This window comes from Pseudonocardia sp. DR1-2 (assembly GCF_023717215.1).
Classification (GTDB): Bacteria; Actinomycetota; Actinomycetes; order Mycobacteriales; family Pseudonocardiaceae; genus Pseudonocardia; species Pseudonocardia alni.
In genome coordinates this window covers 708991-732540 of sequence record NZ_JAMQOF010000002.1, presented here as the reverse complement: position 1 = coordinate 732540, position 23550 = coordinate 708991, and the positions used below count along the sequence as shown (strand labels likewise).

Genomic DNA, 23550 nt, shown 5'->3' with positions numbered 1-23550 from the left:
GCACGTTTGACCTGAAGTCAGCTTCACGTCCTAGCGTCGCCCACCATGGACGCGAGCACCTGGACGGCACTGCGCAACGCGAGCACCGAGCCCGGCAGGCGCACCCGCCCGGCCGGGGAGACGGCCCACCGGATTCTGGCCTTCGCCCGGCCGCACCGGCGGCGGATCGCGGCGTTCCTCGCCGTGAGCACCGTCGCCGCGGTGCTGACGGTGGCGGTGCCGCTGCTGGCCGGGCGGGCCACCGACGCGGTGACCCGCGGCGAGCGGCTGTCGGTGCTCGCGGTGCTGGCCGGGCTGATGGCCGCCGTCGCGCTGGTCGAGGCGGCGCTGTCGATGCTGACCCGCTGGTACTCGGCGAACCTCGGCGAGAGCCTGATCCACCAGCTCCGGACCACCGTGTTCGACCACGTGCAGCGGATGCCGGTCGCGTTCTTCACCCGCACCCGCACCGGCGCCCTGGTGTCGCGGCTGAACTCCGACGTGCTCGGGGCGCAGCGGGCGTTCTCCGACACCCTCGCCGGAGTGGTGTCCAACGTCGTCGTACTGGTGCTGACCCTCGCCGCGATGCTGGTGATCTCCTGGCCGGTGACCCTGCTGGTGACGCTGCTGCTGCCGGCGTTCCTGGTCCCGGCCCGGCTGATGGGGCGGCGGCTGGCCGCGCTGGAGCGGGCGGCCGCGGACCACAACGCGGCGATGAGCACCCGGATGACCGAACGGTTCTCCGCGCCCGGCGCCACCCTGATCACGCTGTTCGGCCGCCCGGAGCGCGAGTCCGCGGAGTTCGCCGAGCGGGCCGACCGGGTCCGCGCGATCGGGGTGCGATCGGCGATGCTGCAGTGGACGTTCGTGACGGCGCTGACGCTCGCGTCGTCGCTGGCCGTCGCCGTCGTCTACGGGGTCGGGGGCGGCTTCGCGCTGGCCGGGGCGCTGTCGGCGGGGAACGTCGTGGCGCTCGCGCTGCTGCTCACCCGGCTCTACCAGCCGCTGACCGCGCTGGCCGGCGCCCGGATGGAGATCATGACCGTGCTGGTCAGCTTCGAGCGGGTGCTCGAGGTCCTCGACCTGGAGCCGATGATCACCGACGCCCCGGGGGCGCGCCCGGTGCCCGACGGGCCGGTCGGCGTCGAGTTCGACCGGGTCTCGTTCGCCTACCCCACCGCCGAGCAGGTGTCGCTGGCGTCGCTGGAGGAGGTGGCGACGCTCGACACCCGCGGCGGGGAGCAGGTGCTGCACGAGGTGTCGTTCAGCGCCCCGCCCGGCGCCGTGGTGGCGGTCGTCGGGTCGTCGGGGGCCGGGAAGTCCACGGTCGCGCAGCTGCTCGCCCGGCTCTACGACGTCGGCGACGGCGCGGTCCGGATCGGCGGGGTGGACGTGCGCGAGCTGACGACCGCCTCGGTGCACCGCGCGGTCGGGTTCGTGACCCAGGACGGGCACCTGCTGCACGACACGGTCGCGGCGAACCTGCGGATCGGGGCACCGGATGCCACGGACGCCGAGCTGTGGGCGGCGTTGCGCCGGGCCCGGCTCGACGGCCTGGTGGCGGCCCTGCCGGACGGGCTCGCGACCGTCGTCGGGGAGCGGGGGTACCGGCTGTCCGGCGGGGAGCGCCAGCGGATGACGATCGCGCGGGTGCTGCTGGCCCGGCCGCGGATCGTGGTGCTGGACGAGGCCACGGCCAGCCTGGACACCACCTCGGAGGCCGCGGTGCAGGCGGCGCTGGCCGAGGCGCTGGACGGGCGGACCGCACTCGTCATCGCACACCGGCTGTCCACCGTCCGCCACGCCGACGAGATCCTCGTGCTCGAACAGGGCCGGATCGTCGAGCGCGGGGACCACGCCGGGCTGCTGGCCCGGGGCGGGCGCTACGCCGAGCTGTGGGCCGGGGCCCCGGCCGCGGCCTAGCGGAAGTCCTCCGGCGACACCTCGTCGATGAACTCGCGGAACTCCTGCATCTGCTGCTCCGGCGGGACGTCCGCCGGGCCGGCGGTGGCCGCGCGGGCCTGCGCGGCGGCCCCGGTGGTGTCGTCGCCGTCGGGGGGCAGGACGTCGTCGACGGCCTGGCCGACCTCGTCGAGCACGTGCTCGGCCATCCCGATCGGCAGCCCCTCCCGGACGGCCAGCGACAACGCGTCCGACGGGCGCACGGCCAGCCGGGTGCCGCCGTCGAAGACCAGCTCGGCGGTGTAGACACCGTCGACGAGGTCGGAGATCTCGACCTGCTCCAGGGTCCGGCCCAGCGCCTCCACCACCGGGAGCAGCACGTCCTGGGTGAGCGGGGTGCCCTCGTCGTCGCGCGGGCCCACGGCGATGACCTCGGCCTGCGGCGGCCGCAGGAACACCGGCACGCAGCGGTCGCCGTCGGCCTCGCCGAGCAGCAGCACCGGCTGGCGTGACCGGGCATGCACGATCAGGCGAAGGACGTGCATCCTCCGAGTCATTCGCACAGTGTCCCCCGCGACGGCAGGTGACGGAAGTCTCAGAAAGAGACGGCCCTCAGCCCCGGGCGAGCCAGGGCATCGTCGTCGCCGCGACGGTCAGGAACTGCACGTTCGCCTCCGGCGGCAGCCCGGCCATGTAGACGACGGCGTCGGCGACGTGCCGGACGTCGAAGGTGGCCTCCGGGCGCACCGACCCGTCGGCCTGCCTCGCACCGGTCGCGATGCCCGCGGTCATCTCGGTGGCGGCGTTGCCGATGTCGATCTGGCCGCAGGCGATGCCGAACCCGCGGCCGTCGAGCGAGAGCGACTTGGTCAGCCCGGTGATCGCGTGCTTGGTGGCGGTGTAGGGCGCGCTGCCCGGCCGGGGGACGTGCGCGGAGATCGAGCCGTTGTTGATGATCCGCCCGCCCTGCGGGTCCTGGTGGCGCATCGCCGCGAACGCGGCGCGGGCGCAGAGGAACGAGCCGGTGAGGTTGACCGCGACGGCCGCGTTCCAGTCCTCGACGGAGATCTCGTCGACGGTGCCGCCCGCGCCGAACGTGCCGGCGTTGTTGACCAGCAGGTCGACCCGGCCCCAGCGCTCGTGCACCGCGGCGAACAGGGCGTCGACCGACCCGGGGTCGGTGACGTCGGTGGGGACGGTGAGCGTCCCGTCGCGGCCCGCCGCGGCCCCGGTCAGGGGCTCGCGCCGGCGCCCGGCCAGTGCGACCCGCCAGCCGGCGTCGAGCAGGCCGCGGGTCACCGCCTCGCCGATGCCCGACCCCGCCCCGGTCACCACCGCCACACCGCTCATGGGTCCACCCTGCCACGCGCCATCCGTGACCCCGGACACAGATCGTCACGCGGTGGCCCCGTGCGGTGTCGGTATCCCGACAGCGCACACACGGGAGGACGCGACATGGACGCGACAGTGCTGGTGGTCGGAGCGGGATACGCGGGGGTCGCGGCAGCGAACCGGATCGCGGCGGGCGGGGCGGCGGTCACGGTCGTCGACCCGCGGGAGGAGTTCGTCGAGCGGGTGCGGCTGCACCGGCTCGCCGCGGGCACCGGGGCGGCGACGGTGCCGCTGCGCGAGGTCCTGCACCGGCGGGTCCGCACCCGCGCGGCGCGGGTCACCCGGATCGGGGACGGCACGGCGACCCTCGACGACGGCGACGTGCTGCGGTTCGATCGGCTCGTGTACGCGGTCGGCAGCGGGGCGGGGACGGCCCCGGACGGCGCGCTGCGGGTGGACACCCTGGAGAACGCCCGCCGGGTGCACGACGCCACCGCGGCCCTGCCCGACGGGGCGGTCGTCGCCGTCGTCGGGGCGGGGCTGACCGGGCTGGAGACGGCCACCGAGCTCGCCGCCGCCCGGCCCGGCCTGCACGTGCGGCTGCTGTCGGCGGGCCCGGTCGCCGCGGAGCTGCCCGCCCGCAGCCGGGACCGGGTCCGTGCCCGGCTGGCGTCGCTGGGGGTGGAGGTCGGCGAGGGCGTCACGGTGACCGACCCGGCCGCGCTCGGCGCCGGCCTGGTCCTGTGGACCACGACGCCCGCGATCCCGGGGCTGGCCCGGGACTCCGGCCTGCCCGTCGACGACGACGGCCGCCTGCGCACCGACGCCACGCTCACCTGCACCGGCGACGCCAGGATCGTCGGCGCGGGCGACGCCGTCGCCGCCCCGCCGGAGGTCGGGCTGGTCCGCGCGAGCTGCCAGGCCGCCCTCCCGCTCGGGGTCGCCGCGGCGCGCACCGTGCTCGCGGGCCTGCGCGGACGCCCCGCACCGGCGGCCTCGGTGTCCTACGCCGCGCAGTGCCTGGCGCTCGGGCCGGACGCCGCGCTGATCCAGCTCGTGGACCGCCACGACGTGCCCCGGCCGGTCGCGCTCGGCGGCGGCGCGGCGGCCGTGGTGAAGGAGCAGGTGTGCCGCTACGCGCTGCGCCGGGCCCGGGGGCGGGTGGCCTGAGGTGGACCCGCTCGCCGAGTTCGACCGCCATCGCGGCCTGCTGTTCGCCGTCGCCTACGAGATCCTCGGCAGCGTCGCCGATGCCGAGGACGTGCTGCAGGACAGCTGGCTGCGCTGGTCGGCCACCGCGCACGACGAGGTGGGGAACCCGCGGGCGTACCTGGCGCGGGTGGTGTCGCGGCAGGCGCTGAACCGGCTGCGCACCGTCGCCCGGGCCCGGGAGACCTACCCCGGACCGTGGCTGCCCGACCCGCTGCCGACCGGCGACGACGGCGCCGCCGACCGCGCCCTACGCACCGACGACGTCACCGTCGCGATGCTGCTCGTACTGGAGATTCTCGCCCCGGAGGAGCGTGCGGTGTTCGTGCTGCGGGAGGCCTTCGGCACCGGCTACGACGAGATCGCCGCCGCGACCGGGCGCCCGGTCGCCACGGTCCGGCAGATCGCGCACCGGGCGCGCGAGCACGTGCGGGCCCGCCGGCCGCGCTTCACCGTGCCCCCGGACCGGGCCCGGCGGGTGGCGGAGGCGTTCGTCGGGGCGGCGCTGGGCGGCGACGTCGCGGCGCTGACCGCGCTGCTGGCCCCCGAGGTCGTCTCGCTCGCCGACGGCGGCGGCGCGGTGTCGGCGGCCCGGCGCCCGATCCGCGGGGCGGAGAAGGTCGCCCGGTTCCTCGTCGGGCTGGCGGCTCGGCCGCTGCCGGGCGCGCTGACCGGCGCCGCGGAGTTCAACGGGCTCCCCGCGGTGGTGGTGCGCGGGCCGGACGGCGTCGACAGCGTCGTGCTCATCGAGGTGTCCGAGGTCGACGGGGCCGACCTGGTCACCGCGGTCTACGCGGTGCGCAACCCGGAGAAGCTCGCCCACCTGTGAGCGTCCGACCGGCGCGGGCGACGGGCGGGACGACACGACCGTGCGGTCAGAACATGCCGTTGTCGTTGGCCGAGGTCGCAGGCACGACCTGCAGGACGTCCCAGTGCTCGACGACCCGGCCGTGGTCGTCGACCCGGAAGATGTCGATGCCGGCGTAGTCGTCGCCGCCCGGCCAGGTCTGGTGGCAGTGCAGGACGACCAGGTCGCCCTCGGCGATCGTCCGGACGAACCGCACGTGCTTGCCCGGGTACTCGGCGGCCATCCGCTCGAAGTACGCGACGAAGGCCTCCTTGCCGTCGGCGACGTGCACGTTGTGCTGGGTGTAGGTGTCCCCGGCGTAGCGCTCGAGGGCCTCGGCCGGGCGGCATCCGTTGAACATCAGGTCGTAGAACGCCCGGACGGTGTCCGTGTTGCGTCGCAGGTCGGCTGCGGACGTCTGCGATCCGGACCCGGTTCGCGGGGTCACGACGCGACCCGCATCAGGACAGCACCGCCACCGCGTCGACCTCGACGAGGTAGCCGGGCGCGGCCAGCGCGGTGACCCCGATCCAGGTGCTGGGCTGCCGGAACTCCACGCCGAGCGCCGCCGCCGCGCGGGTGCGCCCGGCGACGAACTGCTCGGCCCGGGTCTCGTCGAGGTCGACGATGTACACGACCACCTTGGCCAGGTCGGCCGCCGTCGCCCCGACGGCGTCGAGCGCGGCGACGACGTTGAGGTAGCACCGCTCGGCCTGCGCGGCGACGTCGCCGCGGCCGACCAGGTTCCCCTCGAGATCCCAGGACACCTGTCCCGCCAGGTACACCGTGCGTGTCCCCCGGGTGTCGGCCACCTGGTGGTGGACGTCGACCCGGTGGACCCCCTCGGGATGCACCAGTTCCACGCTCATCGCGCCTCCTCCGTCGGTCGTGCTCTGCGCCGACCCTCCGACGACGGAGCACCCACCGTCCAGGGCATCTTTCCCCGCTCCGTGAACCGTATGGTTGTCATCGCAGTTCAGAGGCAGGAGGAACCGGTGGTCGCGACGTTGAACCTGCACCTCGCGCGCTACCTGGCCACCGTCGTCGACGAGGGTCACTTCGGTCGGGCGGCGCGGAGGCTGCACGTGTCCGGGTCGGCGCTGAGCAAGCAGGTCCGCACGCTCGAGGACAAGCTGGGGGTCGAGCTCGTCGACCGCAGCGCGCATCCCGTGGTCCCCACCGAGGCGGGCCGGCTCTTCCTGGCCGAGGCCCGCGAGGCACTGGCGGCGGCCGACCGCGCCCTCGCCGCGGTCGCGGCCCACCGCCGCGCCGGCGCCGGGGTGCTGCGCCTGGGGTTCATGACCGCGACGACCGGCGCGCACACCCGCAGGATCCTGGAGCGGATGCGGCAGGAGGTCCCCGACGTCTCGGTCCAGCTCGTCCATCTGCCCTGGTCGGCCCAGGCCGACGCGGTCCGCGACCGGACGGTCGATGCCTGTCTCGTCGGTCCCCCGATCCTGGACGCCGCCGGTGTGCGGCTCGATCTCGTGCGACACGAGACGCTGGTGGTGGCGCTGTCGGCCGGCCACCGCCTCGCCCACCGTTCCTCGGTCGGACTCGCCGATCTGGACGACGAGGTCCACATCACCGACGACCGGGCCGACCCGCGGTGGGTCCGCTGGTGGGCGCACGACCCACGGCCCAGCGGTCGTCCCGTCCGCTACGGCGCGTCCGCGCACACGGTCGACGAGATGCTGGAGGTCGTGGCCTCGGGCGTGGCGATCGCCATCACCGGCGGCTACGTGGGCGGCAGCCACCGCCATCCGGGGATCGTGTTCCTGCCGGTCGTGGACGCACATCCGTGCCCCATCTCCCTGTGCAGCCGCGTCGACGACACCTCACCGGCGGTCGAGGCGCTCCGGCAGGCCGTGGACGCCGACCGCACGGCCTCGGACCGGTAGCCCCCGCCCGGACGGGCCTCTGCACCTCGGGCTTTCTCCGACCGTCTCGCGGACACGCTAGAAAGCAGCAGAAGACCCGAGCACTGGGCCGGACGTAGCGATCTCTAGCCCTGTCTCGAACTCCACCGAGAGAAGCGCAGACGAGTACATCGATCGTCGATCCGGTTCTGTACCGCTTTCTCGCACGAGCGCTAGACAGCGTAAGACGACGGCATCGACACACGGGCATGCCGTCGCATACCGCCGTCTAGAACGGTCGCGAGAGATCTGGATACGGGACGATCGACCTGATGCGCTGCTCCTCTCCCGGTGGCGTCGTCGCAGCGTAGCAGCCCTGTGTCGAACGTGTGTGCGAGGGCCCGGAGTCAGCTCCGGAAGGCCGCGAGGGCGTCGGCCGTGCCCGCGAGCCCGTGCCGGCGCACCCGTCCGGCGGGCTCCCCGACGACCCGCGAGAAGGCCCGTGCGAACGCCGCCTCGGACCGGTAACCGAACCGGTGGGCCGCCTGCGCCACCGTCCCACTCCCCCCTGACAGGAACTCGGCGGCGGCGTGCATCCGCCACCGGGTCACGTAGCCCATCGCGGACTCGCCGACGAGCTCGGTGAACCGGGCGGAGAACGCCGACCGCGACATGGCCGCCGTCGCGGCGAGCGCGGCGACGGTCCAGTCCCGCTCCGGCTCGCGGTGCACCGCGGCGAGCGCGCGGCCGATCCGGTCGTCGGCGAGCGCGCCGAGCCAGCCGGTACGGGTGGCCGCGTCGGCCTGCAGCCGGCCGCGCACCGCCTGGAGGACCAGCACGTCGGCCAGCCGGGTGATCACCGCGTCGCTGCCGGGGCCGCCGTGCTCGACCTCCGCGGCCAGCAGCCGCAGCGTGTCCTGCACCCGGTCCCCGATCGGTGACGGCTCGACCCGGACGAGGTCGGGCAGGCTCGCGACGAGGTCGCCCGCGGCGGGGTGGGAGAACCGGACCGCGCCGCACACCATCCGGGTCACCGGACCGTCGCCGCCGTGCCGGAGCAGGGCGTAGCGCCCGTCGAGCATCGGGTGCGGGATCGACCGGATGTCCGGGGCGGACACACCGGGCGCACTGCGCAGCACGTGCCCGGTCCCCCGCGGCACGACGACGAGCTCGCCGGGGCGCAGCTCGCGGTCGGCCCCGTCCCGGCCGCCGGCGCCGTCGACGGTGAGCCGGCACCCGCCGGAGGTGACGACGTGGAACCAGAGGCAGCCCGGCGTCGGCGGCAGCGTCATCCCCCACGGCTCACCGAGCTCGGAGCGGCAGTAGAAGAGGCCGTCCATCCGCAGCACGTGCAGCGCCTCCCCGAGCGGGTCGGCGGCCGGGAACGGCGGCGCGGTGGACACGGTGCACAGCATGACAGTCCGTCCACAGCTCATCCCCATCTGTGGACGGATGAGCATCAGTTGTGGATTCACGGCCCTTCTGCGTCCACTCGGTGGCGGTGATCGTGGACGGACACCGACGAGAAGGGTTCGACATGATCACCGTGCTGGGTGCGACCGGGAACGTGGGATCGCAGGTCGTCCGGGAGCTGACCGCGGCCGGGGTGGACGTCCGCGCCGTCGCGCGCCGCCCGGCCGTCGCCGCGCCGGGGGTGCGGCCGTGGCCCGGCGACCTGGGCGACCGGGCGTTCCTGCGCCGGGCGTTCGACGGCGCGGCCGCCGCGTTCGTCCTGCTGCCGTTCGACGTCACCGGGCCCGACCACGCCGCCCACCAGGCCCGGCTCGGGGAGTCGGTCGTCGCCGCGCTGCGGGACGCGGCCGTGCCCCGGGTCGTCGCGCTGAGCTCGCTCGGGGCGGAGGTCCCGGGCGGCCCCGGTCTCGCCGCGACCGGGTACCTGGGCAGCCTGCACGACCAGGAGGCCCGGCTGGCGACGCTCGACGCGCACGTCACCCGGGTCCGGCCGGGCCTGTTCCTGGAGTCGTTCCTGTGGTCGGCCGACGCCATGCGGGCACACGGGGTGCACGCCGACTCGGTCGACCCGGACGTCGCGCTGCCGATGGTCGCCACCCGCGACGTCGGCCGCGCCGCCGCCGCGGCCCTGCTCGACCCGGACGCACCGGACGTCGTGGAGGTGCAGGGCGCGGCGGACCGGACGGTGCCCGACGTCGTCGCCGCGCTCGGGCCCGCGCTGGGCCTGCCGGACCTGGCCTACGTACGCGTCCCGGACGGGGAGATGGAGGGGCTGCTGCGCGGGGCCGGACTGTCCGCCGACGGGGCGCGGCTGCACGTCGCGATGAACCGGGCGTTCAACGAGGGCCGGGTCCGGGCGCACGGCCCGCGGGGCGCCGCCGACGGCGTGCTGACCGTCGAGGAGTGGGCGGCGGGGGTGGCGGGATGACCGGCCTCCTCGACGGAGCCACTCTCACCGGGGCGGGCCTGCTCGGCGGGGTCTACCTGGCGTTCTCGGTCGCGGCGCTCCCCGCCCTGCGTCGTCGCCCCGCCGCGGAGGCGGTCGCGGTGATGCGCGGGGTGAACCGGGTGATCGTGAACCCGGTGTTCGGGACACTGTTCGCCGGCACCGCACTGCTCGCCGGCGCGGTGACGGTGGCCGGGGCGCTCGGCGGGCAGCCGCTGCGGATCGCGGGCGGGGTCGCGGTGCTGGCCGGCTTCGCCGTGACCGCCGCGGTGAACATCCCGCTCAACAACGCCCTGGAGCGCGACGGCGACTGGGCCGCGTTCGCTCCGCGGTGGAACGTCGCGAACCACCTCCGGGGGGCGTTCTCGGCACTCGGCGTGGTCCTGCTGCTGCTCTGAGTCGAACGTGTGTGCGACATCTCGGGGACCCGCCTGGCGCCTGCCGGGGCGGGCGGGGCACGCTGGTCGCCGCGCCCGCTCCCCCGGGTGCGGACCGGCCGTCGCCCGCGACGGCTCCGCAGCGACGACCGGGGGAGCATGAACACCCACGAACGACGGCGGCTGGCCGCCCTGCGCACCGACCGCGAGACGGTGCTCGCCGCCGCGGCCGCGCTGCGGCACGAGGCCGTGCAGGCGCGCTACGCCGGGCTCAGCCGCCCCGAGATCGCGTTCGGGCTGGCCTCGGTGCTGGAGATGCTGGCGATGCGGATCGCCGACCAGCCCCCGGACGTCCGCGCGCACGTGGTGCGGATCGCCCGGGAGATGGCCGGCGACACGATGGACTCACCGACGATCCGGCGTACCCGTCGTCGGTGATCCACCGGAGTTGTCCACAGGTGTGTGCACAGCTGGGGACGGATCGAACCGGTGTTCGACCAGAGCCTAGCGGACGCCCTCCATCAGGACCTTCAGCTTCGGCACCAGCGCGACGACGACCAGGCCGACCACGATCGCGGTCACCCCGGTGATACCGAAGTAGGCCACCTCGGCGCCCTCGCTGTAGAGCTCCGCGAGCAGCCCGGAGAGCACGGTGCCCATCGAGACCGACAGGAAGAACAGCGCCACCATCTGGGTCTGGAACGCCTGCGGCGCCAGCTTGGTCGACAGCGACTGCCCGACCGGCGAGGTGAACAGCTCGGCCAGGCAGAACACCAGCAGGATCCCGACGACCGCGAGCAGCGGCGTGCCGTTGGCGCCGGTGCCGGCGAACGGCACGAACAGCAGGAACGCGCAGCCGACGACCACGGTGCCGATCGCCATCTTCAGCGGCGACGACGGCTGGCGCGGACCGAGCTTGGTCCACACCGTGGCGTAGACGCCCGCGAGCAGGATGACGAAGACCGGCTCGATCGACTGGGTCCAGGTCACCGGCATCTCCCAGCCGAGGATCGTCCGGTCCAGGCGCTGGTCGGCGTAGATGGTGAGCACGGTGAAGATCTGCTGGAAGATCGCCCAGAACATCACCGAGGCGAGCCACATCGGCAGGAACGCCAGCACCCGGCGACGCTCGACGCGGTCCACCTTCGGACTGGTCAGCATGAGCGTGAAGTAGGAGACGGTCGCGACCAGGACGATCCCGAACACGATCCACTTCAGCCGGTCGGCGGTGATCACGTCGGTGGCGATCAGGACGCCGACGACGACCAGCAGCGCGACCGCTCCGATCCCGGCCCGGGTCCGGGTGGCGGCCGGGAGCGGGTTCGGGACGACCCAGCCCGACTCCGGGAGCGCGCGCCGGTTGAACCAGTACTGGACCAGGCCGATCGCCATGCCGACCGCGGCGGCGCCGAAGCCGATGTGGAAGCCCCAGGTCGACTGCAGCAGCCCGGTGAGCAACGGCCCGCTGAAGGCGCCGATGTTCACGCCCAGGTAGAAGATCGAGAACCCGGCGTCGCGACGGTCGTCGCCCGGGCCGTAGAGCGAGGCCAGGATCGTCGAGGCGTTCGCCTTGATCCCGCCGCTGCCGAACGCGACCAGCACCAGGCCGATCGCGAGCCCGGGCGCACCGGGGACCAGGGCGAGCGCGATGTGGCCCGCCATCACCGAGACGGCGCTGCCGAACAGCACCCGCTCGGGACCGAAGAGCCGGTCGGCGGACCAGGCCGCGAGGATCGTCGAGAGGTAGACGGTGCCGCCGTAGGCGCCGACGATGCCCGCCGCCACCCCCTCGTCCAGGCCCAGGCCTCCCTGGGTGGCCGAGTAGTACATGTAGATGAGCAGGATCCCCTGCATGCCGTAGAAGGAGAACCGCTCGAACATCTCGACGCCGAACAGGGTCGAGAGCTGGACGGGGTGGCCGAGAAAGGTCCTCTCCCGGCGCTGGGATGTGGTCGTGGTGTCGGACACGCCGTTCGGTCTACTCCGCGACGCAACGGTCGTAAAGCGCTTGACGAGTGACCGTCACCGCATCGCGACCCGTCAGAGGGACGCCGGTCCCTCTTCCGGGACCATCCCGACCCGGTCGGCGACGGCGGCCATCACGTCCTGGACGGCGACGGTGTCCGCGAGCGGCATGACCGGGCTCTCGGTCTCCCCGGCCGCGACCCGGCGGGTCACCTCCTCGATCTCGTGCGCGTAGCCGCGCCCGGTGGCCGGCAGCACGATCTCCTCGGGGTCGGCGCCGTGCCGGTGCACCACGATCCGGTCCGGGTGGTGGAAGCGCGGCGGCACCTCGATCCAGCCCTCGGTGCCGATCACCCGGGCCGAGCCGGGCATCGCGCACTGCAGGCTGACCTGCAGTGCGGCGCTGCGGCCGTCGGGCCAACCGAGCAGGATGGACTCCTCCAGGTCCACACCGGACGGCGTCAGCGCACCGCTCGCGGCGACCGTGGCCGGGCTGCCGAGCAGCATCTGGGCGAAGGAGACCACGTAGACGCCGAGGTCGAACAGGGCGCCGCCGCCGAGCTCCGGGGAGAAGAACCGGTCGTCGGCCCCGGAGCGGTTGCGCACGCCGAGATCGGCCTGCACGGAGCGGACCTCCCCGATGGCGCCCTCGGCGACGAGCTCGCGCAGCCGGACGACGGCCGGGAAGAACCGCGTCCACATCGCCTCCATCACGAACACGCCGCGGTTGCGGGCGGCGGCGGCGATCTCGCGGGTCGCGACGGAGCTGACGGTGAACGCCTTCTCGATCATCAGGGCCTTGCCCGCCTCGATCGCGGCCAGCGCGATCGCGCGGTGCTGCGGGTGCGGGGTGGCGACGTAGAGGACGTCGACGTCCGGGTCGTCGAGGATCGCGCGGTAGCCGGTGTGCACCCGGTCGACGCCGTGCCGGCGGGCGAAGTCGGCACCGCGTTCCGCGGAACGCGACGCGACGGCGACGAGCTCGGCGCCGGGCACGTGCGCGAAGTCCGGTGCGACGGCGTCGGCGATGCGGCCGGGCCCGATGATTCCCCACTTCACGGTCATGCCCCGATCCTGCCCGGAGCCCGGCCGAAGTTCCCGGCGCACGACCGATGAGTCCGGTCACCGCCCACGGTCCACCCCTTCGAACGGCACCGGGACCCCGGCGCCACCGTCCACAGGAGCCCCCGATGCCGAACATGATCTTCGTGAACCTGCCGGTCAGCGACCTGGACGCCGCGAAGGCGTTCTACTCCGCGCTCGGCTTCACCCTGAACGAGCAGTTCTCCGACGAGCGCACCGCCTCGTTCGTCGTCAGCGACGCCATCGTGGTCATGGTGATGGCGCAGGACCGGTTCCGGGAGTTCACCGAGCAGCCCGGTGTCGCCGACCCGCGGACCGCCCGCGAGGTCATCAACGCCTTCGGCGTCGAGAGCCGCGACGACGTCGACCGGCTGATCGACGCCGGTCTGGCCGCGGGCGGGACGCTGTCCGGCAAGACCGAGGACCACGGCTTCATGTACGGCCGCGGCATCGACGACCCGGACGGCCACCACCTCGAGTTCGTGTGGATGGACCCGTCGGCCGTCGCCGGGGAGTGATCCCCGCCCGGTCGGTCGCCGCCGTCCGAGGGGTGCGGCGACGGACCGGGCCGATCGGCGCCGGCCCGGTCGGACGGCGCATGATCCGGCGGCGCACCGGCCGGGCAGCGCAGCGGCGACGGGCGGCGCGGGTTCAGACGGCGCGCAGCGGGCGCACCTTGCGGACCAGCCCGTCGATGGCGAGCGCGTAGCCGTCGACGCCGAACCCGACGACGATCCCGGCCGCCACCGGCGAGACGAACGAGTGGTGCCGGAAGGTCTCGCGGCCGTGCACGTTGGAGATGTGCACCTCGACCGTGGGGAGCTCGGCGCCCTCGATCGCGTCGTGCAGCGCGACCGAGGTGTGGGTGTAGGCGGCGGCGTTGAGGACCAGGCCGACCGCGTCGCCACGCTTCACCGCGGCACCGGCCTCGTGGATCCAGTCGACGAGGACGCCCTCGTGGTTGGTCTGGCGGAAGTCCAGCTCGAGGTGGTGCGCGGCGGCCGACTCCCGGCACAGCGCCTCGACGTCGGTGAGCACGGTGGTCCCGTACACCTCCGGCTTGCGGGTCCCGAGCAGGTTGAGGTTCGGGCCGTTGAACACGAAGACGGTGGTCACGCCCGCGATCCTCTCAGCCGCTCCAGCCGGGGCGGACCAGGCCCGACTCGTAGGCCAGCACGACCAGCTGCGCGCGGTCCCGGGCGCCGAGCTTGGTCATCGTGCGGCTGACGTGGGTCTTCGCCGTCGTCGGGCTCATGTGCAGGCGGGCGGCGATCTCGTCGTTGGACAGCCCGGCCGCGACCTCCGCGAGGACCTCCCGCTCGCGGTCGGTGAGCTCGCCGAGCCGGACCGCGCCGTCGGGGCCGCCCCGGGAGCGCGCCGCGAACTCGGCGATCAGGGTGCGGGTGACCGTCGGGGCGAGCAGGGCCTCCCCTCCGTGGACGACCCGGATGGCGTGGATGAGGTCGGCCGGTTCGGAGTCCTTGACCAGGAATCCGCTGGCGCCGCCACGGATCGCGTCGAAGACGTAGGAGTCGTCGGTGAAGGTGGTCAGGACGACCACCCGGGTGCCGGCGAGCTCCGGGTCGTCGGTGATCTCCCGGGTCGCGGTGATGCCGTCGGTGCCGGGCATGCGGATGTCCATGAGGACGACGTCCGGGTGGTGCTCGCGGGCCGCGGTGACGGCCTGTGCGCCGTCGGCGGCCTCGGCGACCACGTCCAGGTCGGGCTGGGAGCCGAGCAGGGCGCGGAACCCGGAGCGGACGAGCGCCTGGTCGTCGGCGAGCAGGACGCGGATCACCTGTCGGCTCCCGGGGTCGCGGGGCGGTCGGGGACGTGGGCCCGCCCGGGACGGTCGGTCGCCCCGGCGGCCCCGGCCCGTCCGGTCGGGTCGGCCGGAGCGGGTTCCGCGGGGGAACGCCCGGCCGGGGCGGAGTCCGGGGCGGCGGAGCCCTGGGCCGCGGGGTCCGGGGCAGCGGGGTCCGGGGCAGCGGGGTCCGGGGCAGCGGGGTCCGGGGCAGCGGGGTCCGGGGCAGCGGGGTCCGGGGCGGCGGGGTCCGCGGCGGCGGGGTCGGCCGGCGGCGCGGGCAGGTGGGCGCGCACCCGGAAGCCCCGCTCCGGGCCCGGCCCCGCCTCCAGGGTCCCGCCGACCGAGCGCGCACGCTCGCGCATGCCGGTCAGCCCCGTGCCGTCCACCGCGCCGGGCGCCGCGCCGGCACCGTCGTCGTCGACGGTCAGGTCCAGCGCGTCGTCGCCGAACCGCAGGGTGACCACCGCGCCACCGGCCCCGGCGTGCCGACGCGTGTTGGTCAGCGACTCCTGCACGATCCGGTACGCCGCCAGGTCGACCCCGGTCGGCAGCGGTCGCGGGGTCCCCTCGGTGCCGCGGCGCACCGGCAGCCCCGCGGCGCGCACCTCGTCGAGCAGCGCGTCGAGCCGGTCCAGGCCGGGGGTGGGCGCACGCGGGGCCTGCTCGTCGACCCCACGCAGCACGCCGAGGGTGGAGCGCATCTCGCGCAGCAGGTCGCGGCTGGCCCGCTTGATCTCGGTGAGCGCGGTGCGGGCCTGCTCCGGGTCGTCGTCCATCAGGTAGAGCGCGACCCCGGCCTGCACGTTGATCAGGGAGACGTGGTGGCCGAGCACGTCGTGCAGCTCCTGGGCGATGCGCAGCCGCTCGGCGTCGGCGCTGCGCCGACGCTCGGCCTCGGCGGCCCGCCGGGCCTGCGCCGTGCGCTCGCGCCGGACCCGCCAGAGGGCGCCGCCCGCGACGAGCGCCGCCAGCCAGGCCAGGACCGGCGCGGTCGCCGGCCACGGGATCGGCCGCCCGGTCACGAGCAGCCACCCGGTCAGCACGGCCAGCGCGACGGCCACCACGGCGAGCGCGCGGTGGTGGCGCCCCGCGGCGACCGCCGACACCAGCGCCACGGCGAACGCGAACCCGAGCGGCCCGATCGGCGGGTACCCCAGGCCCAGGTAGACGACGACCGCGACTGCGCACACCGCGAGCGCCACGACCCGGTTCAGGTGCCGGAACAGCAGCGCGACCGGCCCCACCGCGAGCAGTGCGACGGCGAGCCCGTCGAGCGGGAGTGCCGTCGCGTCCGGGTCCGGGTACTGCGCGCTGCGGACGGCGTAGAACGCCGTCCCGCCCACGGTGAACAGGCCGACGACCAGCGCAGGGACGAGGATCCGCGCGATCCCGCCCCACCTCGGACGTCGGTCGGCGGGCACGCGGGACACCGTAGACCGGGGCACCGACAGCGGTCGTCGTCCGGACGGTGACCGGTGCCGTACACCCGCGGGAGTACACGGGCGGCCGCTCCTTCCCCGGGGGCGGCAGCGGGATCGGCGACCGCGGACGGACGCGCGCGACCCCCCGGCACCGCGACGCTGGCCGTCATGACAGCGACTCCGGACACCCGTCCCGCACCCGGACCGGCCACCGCCCCGGCACCGGCCGCACCGTCCCCCGTCACCCCGCCCCCGGCCGACGCGGTCCCGGCCGCGACCGCGCCCACGGCGACGACCGCGGGCGGTCTCCCGCCCCGGTCCGACGCCGTGCTCGCCTCGGACGCCGAGCGCGAGCACGTCACCGCCCGGCTGCGGACGGCCGCCGCCGAGGGGCGCCTGACCCTCGCCGAGTCCGACGAGCGGCAGGCCGCCGCCTACGCCGCCCGCACCCGCGACGAGCTCGTCCCGCTGCTCGCCGGGCTGCCCCGCCCGCCGCGGCCGCGTCGCCCCCGGCGCGGTCCGCTCACCCCCCGCGCGCAGCGCAACCTGCGGATCCACGCCGGGGTGACCGTCGCCGTGCTGCTCCTGCTGGTCCTGGGCGCCGTGCTCGGCCCGGCGCCGCTGTTCGTCCCGATCGGGCCGGCGTTCTGGCTGGGCCTGATCCTGTTCGTGCACTCCCGGCGGGCCGAGCGCGAGGCGTCGCCGGACGAGGAGATGCCCGAGGAGCTGCGGTGACCGCCGTCGCCGAGCGGGCCGGACGGACCGCACCGCGGCGGCTCGCCCGGCGCCCGCGGGCCGCGCTGCGGACGGTGCACGTGCTGCTCGCGGTGGCCTGGACCGGCGCGTCGCTGGTGATGCTGGTGCTGCCCGTGGCGGTGCTGCTGCGGGGTGGCGACGCCGGGTTCGCCGTCGCGGTGATGGGCACCGTGGGGAACGGGATGATCCCGTTCCTCGCCGTGGGCGCCGTCCTCAGCGGGGCGGCCCTCGGCCTCGGAACGGCGTGGGGGCTGTTCCGGTACCGCTGGGTCGTCGCGAAGACCGTGCTGGCGCTGGCGGTGATCGTCTCGTCGGTCGCGCTCACCACCGGGTGGGTCGACGCCGCCGCGGCCGGGGACCGGTCGGTCCTGCCGCTGCTGGTCGCGGCGTCGGTGCTGCACCAGGTGATGCTGCTGGGCGCGACGGTGCTGTCGGTGGAGAAGCCCGGCGGACGGCTGTCCCGGCAGCGGTTGACAGGCAACCGAATGGTTGCATAATTGGCGGCGTGACCGACGTGGACGCCGTCTTCCGCGCACTCGCGGACCCGACGCGGCGGCGCATCCTCGACCGGTTGCACGAGCAGGGCGAGTCGACGCTCGGCGCACTGTGCGAGGGGCTGGACATGAGCCGGCAGGCCGTCTCCAAGCACCTCGCGCAGCTGGAGTCCGCCGGGCTGGTGACCACGCTGCGTCGCGGCCGGGAGAAGCTCCACCACCTCGACCCGGTCCCCATCCAGGAGATCCACGACCGGTGGATCGGGAAGTTCGAGCGCAGCCGGGTGCAGGCGGTCACCGCCCTGCGCGCGGCACTGGAGGAGCACGATGAGCAGTGAGCGCAGGTTCGTCTACACGACCTACATCCGCAGCACCGCCGAGCAGGTGTTCCGGGCGCTGACCACGCCCGCGTTCACCATGCAGTACTGGGGCGGCGCGGAGCTGACCTCGGACTGGCGGGTGGGCAGCCCGCTCGAGGCGGTCCACCCCGACCGCGACGACTTCATCGGCGAGATCCTCGCCGTCGAGCCGCCGCACCGGTTGTCCTACACCTTCACCGGGCAGGCGGAACAGGCCGCGGGACGGCCGCCGACCGTCGTCGAGTTCACGCTCTCCCCGTTCGGCGAGGAGGCGGTGAAGCTGCAGGTCGTCCACACCGGTTTCACCGACGACGAGCAGGGCGCGCAGGACGCCCGCGACGTGGGCGAGGGCTGGCCCGCGATCCTGTCCGCGCTCAAGACGCTGCTGGAGACCGACCGGCCGCTGGCCTCCCCCGGTCACTTCGCGCCACGGACACCGGCGACGCCCGCCCGGTGACTCCGCGCGCGGACCTGTCGTCCCGGTGGTCTCCGGGGCGAGGGGCCCGACGGCTCTCAGCGGCCGAACAGGCGTGCCCACCAGCCACGGCGGGACCCCGGCGCGGTCTCCGCGGTGGCGGGCGGCGGCGCGGCGGGCCGGGCGGCGGCCCGTCGCCGCTCCCGGGCCGCGTGCCAGCGCGCGACGACCTCGTCGGCGTCGAGCCTGCGGATCGGTACCCGCGGGCCCATCGGGTGGCGCATGTGGTCGACGACCCGGGAGTTGACCTCCTCGACGTGCTCACGCACGCGGCGCTCGTCGACGAAGCGGGTGACGGTCTCGTCGATCCGGTCCAGCTCCTTGCGCAGCTGGATCGACGGCGGCAGCATCGCGTCGCCCGGGACGCCCTCCCGCTCCAGGTAGCCGCGGATCCACCAGTTCTCGTCGACCGGGCCGATCCGTCCCGCCCCGGGCAACGGCTTGCCCTTGCCGGGCAGGTCGTCGAAGTCGCCCCGCTCGACGGCCTCCCGGATCGTCCGGTCGACCGGTGACTCGAACCGCGGGTCCACACCGTTCATGGCTGCACCACCCCGTCGCGAGGTTACCGGCGAGCGCCGTTTCCTGTCGGTGGTCGGGTGCACACTCCGCGCCATGACGACGACACCCGCGACCCCCGCCACCGACCGTTCCCGCGCACTGGACCTGGCGCGCCACTACCCCGGCCGGCGGGTGGGGCACGTCGCCGCGCAGCAGCGGAGGGCGGGGTTCCCCGACCGCAACTGGCGCCTCGGCGCCGACGGCGAGCAGCGCACCGCGCACCTGCTGACCGCGCTCACCGGACGGACCCGCCGGGACCGGCTGCTCGGCAGGCCCCCGGCATGGCAGGTCCTGCACTCGGTCCCGCTCGACGGCGGCGCCGCCGACCTCGACCACGTCCTGATCGGGCCGCCCGGCATCTGCGTCGTCGACACCCGCCACCACCGCGGCCGCTCCCTGCTCCTCGACGGCGATCGGCTGGTCGTCGCGGGGACGGCCACGGACGCGGTGCCGCGGGCCCGGGCCGAGGCGCAGCGGGTCCGCGAGCTGCTGCTCCCCCGGCTCGGGGCCGCCGCCGCGTCGACGCCGGTCCGCCCGGTGATCGCGCTGGTCGGAGCCCCGCTCCGGGTGCGCCGCTGGCCCGACGACGTCGTGGTCGCCACCGAGGGCGCGCTGGTGTACGCCCTGCGCGGGCTGACCCCGGTGCTCGGCCCGCGGGAGGTGGAGCGGATCCACGCCGTCGCCCGGCGCCCGGAGAGCTGGGAGTGAGGCGTGCGCCGGGTCACGGCGCCTTCCCCGCGCGGGGCCGGATCAGCATGCTCTCCCGGTGACCTCGACCGCCCCGGCCCGGACCGGGCTGCACCGTGTCCCGGTCCCGGACGGTGTCGCACCGTCCGGGGTGGCGGCGGCGGTGCGCCTGCTCGCCCACCGGCCGCGGCTGGTCGCCTTCGGCGGGAGCTGGTCGTGGGGGGCACTGGTCGCCACCGACCCGGTGCTCACCGCACCGGACGGGGCCGACCCGTTCACCGTGCTGGACGCGCCGCCACGGTCCGCGGGCCCGGCGGCGAGCCCGGGCGCCGGGACCGCCGGGGCCGTCGGAGGCGGCTGGTTCGGGCTCCTGGACCACGCCCCACCCGGTGTGCGGCCGACGGCGGTGCTGTCCTGGTACCGCGACGTGCTGCGGCACGACGGCGAGCGCTGGTGGTTCGAGGCGCTGGTCGCCGGCGGAGCCCCACTGCCGGGCCTGCCGGACGACCCCGGTGCGGTGCACCCCGACACCGGCTCGGCCGAGCGCCGGTACACGCAGCTGTGCGCCGACCTCGCCCGCCCGGCGCCGGACCGGACGGCCCGGATCGCGGTCACCCGGTGGCCCGACCGCGACGCGCACCTGGCCGCGGTCGAGCGGTGCGTCACCGAGATCCGCCGCGGCGAGATCTTCCAGGCCAACATCGCGACCCGGCTGGAGGTGCGGCTCGACGGCGACCCGCACGAGGCGTGGGCCCGGCTGGTCGAGCCGGTCGCACCGGCCCGCGCCGCACTCGTCGTGACGCCGGAGCGGGCCGCGGTCGGCGCGAGCCCGGAGCTGTTCCTGCACCGTGCCGGGGACCGGGTCACCACCGCGCCGATCAAGGGCACCCGGCCGCGCACCGGTGGCGACGCCGACGACGCCGAACGCGCGCGGCTCGGCGCCTCGGTGAAGGACGCGGCCGAGAACGTGATGATCGTCGACCTGATGCGCAACGACCTGGCCCGGGTCGCACGGCCCGGCGGGGTGCGGCCGGGGCGGCTGCTCGCCGTCGAACCGCATCCGGGGGTGTGGCACCTGGTGTCGCGGGTGCACGCGACGCTGCGCGACGACGTCACCGACGCCGACCTGCTCATCGCCACGTTCCCGCCGGGCTCGGTCACCGGCGCGCCGAAGATCCGGGCCTGCGAGGTGATCGCCGACTGCGAGGACGGCGACCGCGGGCTGTTCACCGGCGCCGTCGGCGGGGTGAGCCCGCTGGCCGGACTGGAGCTGAACGTCGCGATCCGCACCCTGGACCTCGGCCCCGCCGGGCCCGACGGCAGCCGCAGCGGCCGGCTCGGCGTCGGCGGGGGCATCACCGTCGACTCCGACCCGGCGGAGGAGTTCGGCGAGGTCCTGACCAAGGCCGCCCCGGTCCTGGCCGCGCTGGACGGCCCGCCCCGGCCGGTCCGGCCGCCCGTCGCCCGGCCCGCCGACCGGGCCGCGGGCCTGTTCGAGACGCTCGCCTGCGTCGACGGCCGGGCCCGCCGGGTCGGCGAGCACGCCGCCCGGCTGCGCCGCTCCTACCTCGCGGTCACCGGCCGCCCCCTCGACGCGCGGGTCGAGGCCGAGGTCGCCACGGCCGTCGCGGGGGCGGCCGGGCACCACCGGGTCCGGGTCGAGGCGACACCGGACGACCCGTCGCGGGTCACCGTGGGCGCGGTCCCCTGGCCCGGACCGGTCCCGCTCGACGCACAGGGCGGGGTGGTCGCCGTCGTCCGGCGCGGCACCGACGGCGAGTCCCACAAGTTCGTCGACCGCCGCTGGCTCGACGCCCACGAGGCCGGGGTCGGGGACGGTTCGCCGCTGCTGTGCGACCCGGCGGGCCTGGTGCTGGAGACGACGCGTTCCGCCGTCGCCGCCGTGCACCGGGGGCGGCTGTGGGTCCCCCCGCTCGACGGCCGCATCCTGCCCGGCACCGGCCGCCGCGCGCTGCTCGACCTGCTGGGACCCGGCGCCGTGCGGATCGCCCCGCTGCCCCTGGCCGCGCTCACCGGGGCCGACGGGTTCCTGCTGGTCAACGCGCTGCGCGGGGTGCAGTGGGTGCGCCGGGTCGAGGACGACGGCCAGACCGTCGCCGCGTGGGCCGCCCCGGACCCGCTGACCCGACGCCTCGCCGCGGCGCTGTCGCGCTGACCGGGCGTCGCGCCACCACACCGCCCTGGCGACCGCCGGTGCCGCCCCGCGGTCCCCACCCGGCACCGGGCCGCGGCACCGCGACCGGCGGCGCGACCGGCACCGCCCCGTCCGGTACGGACCGCACGGACCTCGCACCTCGCAGCCCCTGCAGACGGTGCGAGGTCCTCGAGGTGTGCGAGGCCGGCCCGCACCGGCAGGATCGGGTCGTGAGCACCGACCGGATCGCCGCCGAGCTGCGTCGCCCCCTGCGGTGGGTCCCACCGATCCCGCTGCACCGCCCCCGGCTGCTGCGCCTGCTGCAGCGGCTGTCCCGGCGCGGCAGGCCCGCCACCGTCGACGGGGTCCGGTCCACCACCCACCCGGGCCCGCCGCTGCTGCGCGTGCACGTCCCCGACCACCGCACGACCGCCGCGGCGCTGCTGTGGTTCCACGGCGGCGGCCTCGTCCTGGGCTCGCCCATGATCGACGACGTGCGGTGCGGAGAGCTCGCCGCGGACCTGGGGATCGTCGTCGTCTCGGTGGACTACCGGCTCGCGCCCGGTGACCCGTTCCCCGCCGCGCTCGACGACTGCCACGCCGGCTGGACCTGGCTGCGGGACGCCGCCGGCCGGCTGGAGGTCGACCCGGCGCGGATCGCCGTCGGCGGGGCGAGCGCCGGGGGCTGCCTGGCCGCCGCGCTGGTCCAGCGCCTGCACGACGAGGGCGGACCGCAGCCGGTCGCGCAGTGGCTGGTCTACCCGATGCTCGACGACCGCACCGCCGCCCGTCGCGAGCTCGACCGGCCCCCGCACCGGGTGTGGAACAACCGCAACAACGAGGTCGGCTGGCGCGCCTACCTGGGGCGCCCGCCCGGGACCGGCGAGCCCGCCCCGTACGCGGTGCCCGCCCGTCGCGCCGACCTGTCCGGGCTGCCGCCCGCGTGGATCGGCGTCGGCGACGTCGACCTGTTCCACGACGAGGACATCACCTACGCGCGGCGGCTGCGCGAGGCCGGGGTGCCCGTCGAGCTCGACGTCGTCCCCGGCGCCCCGCACGGCTTCGACGGCTGGGGCAAGGGCGTCGCGATCGCCGACGACTTCACCGGGCGCTCGGTCGCCTGGCTGCGCGGCGCGCTCGGCAGCTGATCACCCGGCCAGGTCCAGCAGCAGCGCGGCCAGCTCGCGGGGCCGGTTCTGCGGCACCAGGTGGTGGGTGTCGATCTCGGCGTAGCGCCAGGCGTCGGAGGTCCGGGCGCGGTCGGCGGCCGCGGTGAACGCCCCGCCCGCGACGTCCTCCCGGGTGGCCCGCACGAACGTCCGGCCGCACGGCCACTGCTCCAGCGGCCGGGACAGCCGCACCGGCTCGGTGAGCGTGCGGACCGGCTGCGGGGAGCGCCGCGGCGCCGACCACGCGGCCTCGGCCGGGTCGTCGTAGTGCCGCTCCGGGCCCGGGACCAGCCACGACGACCCCAGTCCCGGTGCGCCCGGCGCCGGCACCGCGCCGGCGAGGCCGGGCGCCAGGTCCAGCGCGGACTCGCCGTCGGCCGGGACGAACGCGTCGAGGTAGACCAGCTCGCGGACCCGGTCGCCGATCTCGTCGAGCGCCCCGGTGACGACCATGCCGCCGTAGGAGAACCCGAGCAGCACGATGTCGCGCAGGTCCTCGTAGAGCACGGCCGCGACCACGTCGCGCACGTGGACGGACAGGTCGATCCACGGCCCGGCCAGGTGCGAGCGCTCCCCGATGCCGGTGAGCGCGGGCGTCACCACGTCGTGGCCGGCCGCGCGCAGCAGCGGGCGCACCAGGTGGAAGGAGTGGGCGCCGCCCCAGGCGCCGTGGACCAGCACGAACGTCGTCATGACG

At 75.6% G+C, this 23550-nt stretch carries 27 protein-coding genes; 15 read left to right on the top strand and 12 right to left on the bottom strand.

Translation table 11 applies throughout. The features are described from left to right. Positions 1 to 45 precede the first annotated feature (45 nt). Complete coding sequence (locus tag ND486_RS08385) at positions 46 to 1902, top strand: ABC transporter ATP-binding protein (protein WP_251783510.1); 1857 nt, start codon at positions 46 to 48, stop codon at positions 1900 to 1902. Here the strand turns inward: ND486_RS08385 and ND486_RS08380 are convergent. Further along, complete coding sequence (locus ND486_RS08380) at positions 1899 to 2426, bottom strand: bifunctional nuclease family protein (RefSeq protein ID WP_224401208.1); 528 nt, start codon at positions 2424 to 2426, stop codon at positions 1899 to 1901. The two genes, ND486_RS08385 and ND486_RS08380, sit on opposite strands and share 4 nt — an antisense overlap. 67 nt (positions 2427 to 2493) lie before the next feature. After that, positions 2494 to 3231 (bottom strand): SDR family oxidoreductase, encoded by a 738-nt coding sequence (locus ND486_RS08375; RefSeq protein WP_062403896.1) that lies wholly within the window; start codon positions 3229 to 3231, stop codon positions 2494 to 2496. Between the two features lie 105 nt (positions 3232 to 3336). Between ND486_RS08375 and ND486_RS08370 the strand changes: the two genes are divergently transcribed. Both ND486_RS08370 and sigJ read left to right on the top strand, forming a co-directional pair. Then, complete coding sequence (locus tag ND486_RS08370; RefSeq protein ID WP_251783508.1) at positions 3337 to 4383, top strand: FAD-dependent oxidoreductase; 1047 nt, start codon at positions 3337 to 3339, stop codon at positions 4381 to 4383. A gap of 1 nt (position 4384) precedes the next feature. After that, a complete protein-coding gene (gene sigJ, locus ND486_RS08365; protein ID WP_251783501.1) occupies positions 4385 to 5251 on the top strand; it encodes an RNA polymerase sigma factor SigJ in 867 nt (288 codons plus the stop codon). Between the two features lie 46 nt (positions 5252 to 5297). Here sigJ and ND486_RS08360 read toward each other — a convergent pair whose 3' ends face one another. Continuing rightward, positions 5298 to 5717 (bottom strand): nuclear transport factor 2 family protein, encoded by a 420-nt coding sequence (locus tag ND486_RS08360; RefSeq protein ID WP_251783499.1) that lies wholly within the window; start codon positions 5715 to 5717, stop codon positions 5298 to 5300. A gap of 13 nt (positions 5718 to 5730) precedes the next feature. Next, positions 5731 to 6138: a RidA family protein gene (locus tag ND486_RS08355; protein WP_208821528.1), complete on the bottom strand. Its 408-nt coding sequence runs from the start codon at positions 6136 to 6138 to the stop codon at positions 5731 to 5733. A gap of 126 nt (positions 6139 to 6264) precedes the next feature. On the opposite strand from ND486_RS08355, the gene ND486_RS08350 reads away from it, so the two are divergent. Then, entirely contained in the window at positions 6265 to 7170 is a 906-nt protein-coding gene (locus ND486_RS08350) for a LysR family transcriptional regulator (protein WP_251783498.1), read from the top strand. Positions 7171 to 7535: 365 nt separating this feature from the next. Here ND486_RS08350 and ND486_RS08345 read toward each other — a convergent pair whose 3' ends face one another. Beyond that, positions 7536 to 8531 (bottom strand): AraC family transcriptional regulator, encoded by a 996-nt coding sequence (locus ND486_RS08345; protein WP_083474844.1) that lies wholly within the window; start codon positions 8529 to 8531, stop codon positions 7536 to 7538. A gap of 134 nt (positions 8532 to 8665) precedes the next feature. On the opposite strand from ND486_RS08345, the gene ND486_RS08340 reads away from it, so the two are divergent. The 3 genes from ND486_RS08340 (at position 8666) to ND486_RS08330 (ending at position 10362) form a co-directional block, all read left to right on the top strand. Continuing rightward, a complete protein-coding gene (locus ND486_RS08340) occupies positions 8666 to 9529 on the top strand; it encodes an NAD(P)H-binding protein (RefSeq protein WP_251783496.1) in 864 nt (287 codons plus the stop codon). Next, on the top strand, positions 9526 to 9945 hold the full coding sequence (locus ND486_RS08335; RefSeq protein ID WP_251783495.1) for an anthrone oxygenase family protein: 420 nt from the start codon (positions 9526 to 9528) through the stop codon (positions 9943 to 9945). Before ND486_RS08340 ends, ND486_RS08335 begins: the two co-directional genes overlap by 4 nt. A 138-nt stretch (positions 9946 to 10083) precedes the next feature. Next, entirely contained in the window at positions 10084 to 10362 is a 279-nt protein-coding gene (locus ND486_RS08330; RefSeq protein WP_062398562.1) for a hypothetical protein, read from the top strand. Between the two features lie 66 nt (positions 10363 to 10428). On the opposite strand, the gene ND486_RS08325 is transcribed toward ND486_RS08330, so the two are convergent. Together ND486_RS08325 and ND486_RS08320 are read right to left on the bottom strand one after the other, a co-directional pair. Next, the gene (locus tag ND486_RS08325; protein WP_251783493.1) at positions 10429 to 11892 is read right to left on the bottom strand and encodes an oligopeptide:H+ symporter; all 1464 of its coding nucleotides are present in this window, start codon (positions 11890 to 11892) and stop codon (positions 10429 to 10431) included. A gap of 72 nt (positions 11893 to 11964) precedes the next feature. Then, complete coding sequence (locus tag ND486_RS08320) at positions 11965 to 12954, bottom strand: Gfo/Idh/MocA family protein (RefSeq protein WP_251783491.1); 990 nt, start codon at positions 12952 to 12954, stop codon at positions 11965 to 11967. Between the two features lie 125 nt (positions 12955 to 13079). On the opposite strand from ND486_RS08320, the gene ND486_RS08315 reads away from it, so the two are divergent. After that, positions 13080 to 13490, top strand: coding sequence for a VOC family protein (locus tag ND486_RS08315; protein WP_251783490.1), 411 nt, complete (start codon positions 13080 to 13082; stop codon positions 13488 to 13490). A 133-nt stretch (positions 13491 to 13623) separates the two neighbouring features. On the opposite strand, the gene aroQ is transcribed toward ND486_RS08315, so the two are convergent. The 3 genes from aroQ to ND486_RS29655 are packed head-to-tail and all read right to left on the bottom strand — an operon-like array spanning position 13624 to position 16200. Continuing rightward, positions 13624 to 14097, bottom strand: a complete 474-nt coding sequence (gene aroQ, locus ND486_RS08310) for a type II 3-dehydroquinate dehydratase (protein WP_202968295.1) — start codon at positions 14095 to 14097, stop codon at positions 13624 to 13626. A 4-nt stretch (positions 14098 to 14101) separates the two neighbouring features. Then, on the bottom strand, positions 14102 to 14770 hold the full coding sequence (locus ND486_RS08305) for a response regulator transcription factor (protein ID WP_251783488.1): 669 nt from the start codon (positions 14768 to 14770) through the stop codon (positions 14102 to 14104). Beyond that, positions 14767 to 16200 (bottom strand): sensor histidine kinase, encoded by a 1434-nt coding sequence (locus ND486_RS29655; RefSeq protein ID WP_251783487.1) that lies wholly within the window; start codon positions 16198 to 16200, stop codon positions 14767 to 14769. The genes ND486_RS08305 and ND486_RS29655 overlap by 4 nt, the downstream gene beginning before the upstream one ends. A gap of 168 nt (positions 16201 to 16368) precedes the next feature. Here ND486_RS29655 and ND486_RS08295 point away from each other — a divergent pair, with 168 nt between their 5' ends. From ND486_RS08295 to ND486_RS08285, 4 genes are read left to right on the top strand one after another with little or no spacing between them, the layout of a single operon-like run. Further along, complete coding sequence (locus ND486_RS08295; protein ID WP_251783485.1) at positions 16369 to 16935, top strand: DUF1707 domain-containing protein; 567 nt, start codon at positions 16369 to 16371, stop codon at positions 16933 to 16935. Next, positions 16932 to 17453 (top strand): hypothetical protein, encoded by a 522-nt coding sequence (locus ND486_RS08290; protein WP_251783484.1) that lies wholly within the window; start codon positions 16932 to 16934, stop codon positions 17451 to 17453. Before ND486_RS08295 ends, ND486_RS08290 begins: the two co-directional genes overlap by 4 nt. Positions 17454 to 17461: 8 nt before the next feature. Continuing rightward, a complete protein-coding gene (locus ND486_RS29650) occupies positions 17462 to 17788 on the top strand; it encodes a helix-turn-helix transcriptional regulator (protein ID WP_062398577.1) in 327 nt (108 codons plus the stop codon). Next, positions 17778 to 18266, top strand: a complete 489-nt coding sequence (locus ND486_RS08285) for an SRPBCC family protein (protein ID WP_308215823.1) — start codon at positions 17778 to 17780, stop codon at positions 18264 to 18266. Before ND486_RS29650 ends, ND486_RS08285 begins: the two co-directional genes overlap by 11 nt. 56 nt (positions 18267 to 18322) lie before the next feature. Here the strand turns inward: ND486_RS08285 and ND486_RS08280 are convergent, their stop codons facing one another. After that, positions 18323 to 18823 carry a DUF1992 domain-containing protein gene (locus tag ND486_RS08280; RefSeq protein WP_251783481.1) on the bottom strand — a complete coding sequence of 167 codons (501 nt, stop codon included), beginning with the start codon at positions 18821 to 18823 and terminating at the stop codon, positions 18323 to 18325. A 73-nt stretch (positions 18824 to 18896) separates the two neighbouring features. On the opposite strand from ND486_RS08280, the gene ND486_RS08275 reads away from it, so the two are divergent. The 3 genes from ND486_RS08275 (at position 18897) to ND486_RS08265 (ending at position 22832) form a co-directional block, all read left to right on the top strand. Next, positions 18897 to 19550, top strand: a complete 654-nt coding sequence (locus tag ND486_RS08275; protein WP_251783480.1) for a nuclease-related domain-containing protein — start codon at positions 18897 to 18899, stop codon at positions 19548 to 19550. Between the two features lie 58 nt (positions 19551 to 19608). Further along, complete coding sequence (locus tag ND486_RS08270) at positions 19609 to 21705, top strand: chorismate-binding protein (RefSeq protein ID WP_251783479.1); 2097 nt, start codon at positions 19609 to 19611, stop codon at positions 21703 to 21705. Between the two features lie 209 nt (positions 21706 to 21914). Beyond that, on the top strand, positions 21915 to 22832 hold the full coding sequence (locus ND486_RS08265; RefSeq protein ID WP_251783477.1) for an alpha/beta hydrolase: 918 nt from the start codon (positions 21915 to 21917) through the stop codon (positions 22830 to 22832). Here the strand turns inward: ND486_RS08265 and ND486_RS08260 are convergent, their stop codons facing one another. Then, entirely contained in the window at positions 22833 to 23546 is a 714-nt protein-coding gene (locus ND486_RS08260) for an alpha/beta hydrolase (protein ID WP_251783476.1), read from the bottom strand. Positions 23547 to 23550 lie beyond the last annotated feature (4 nt).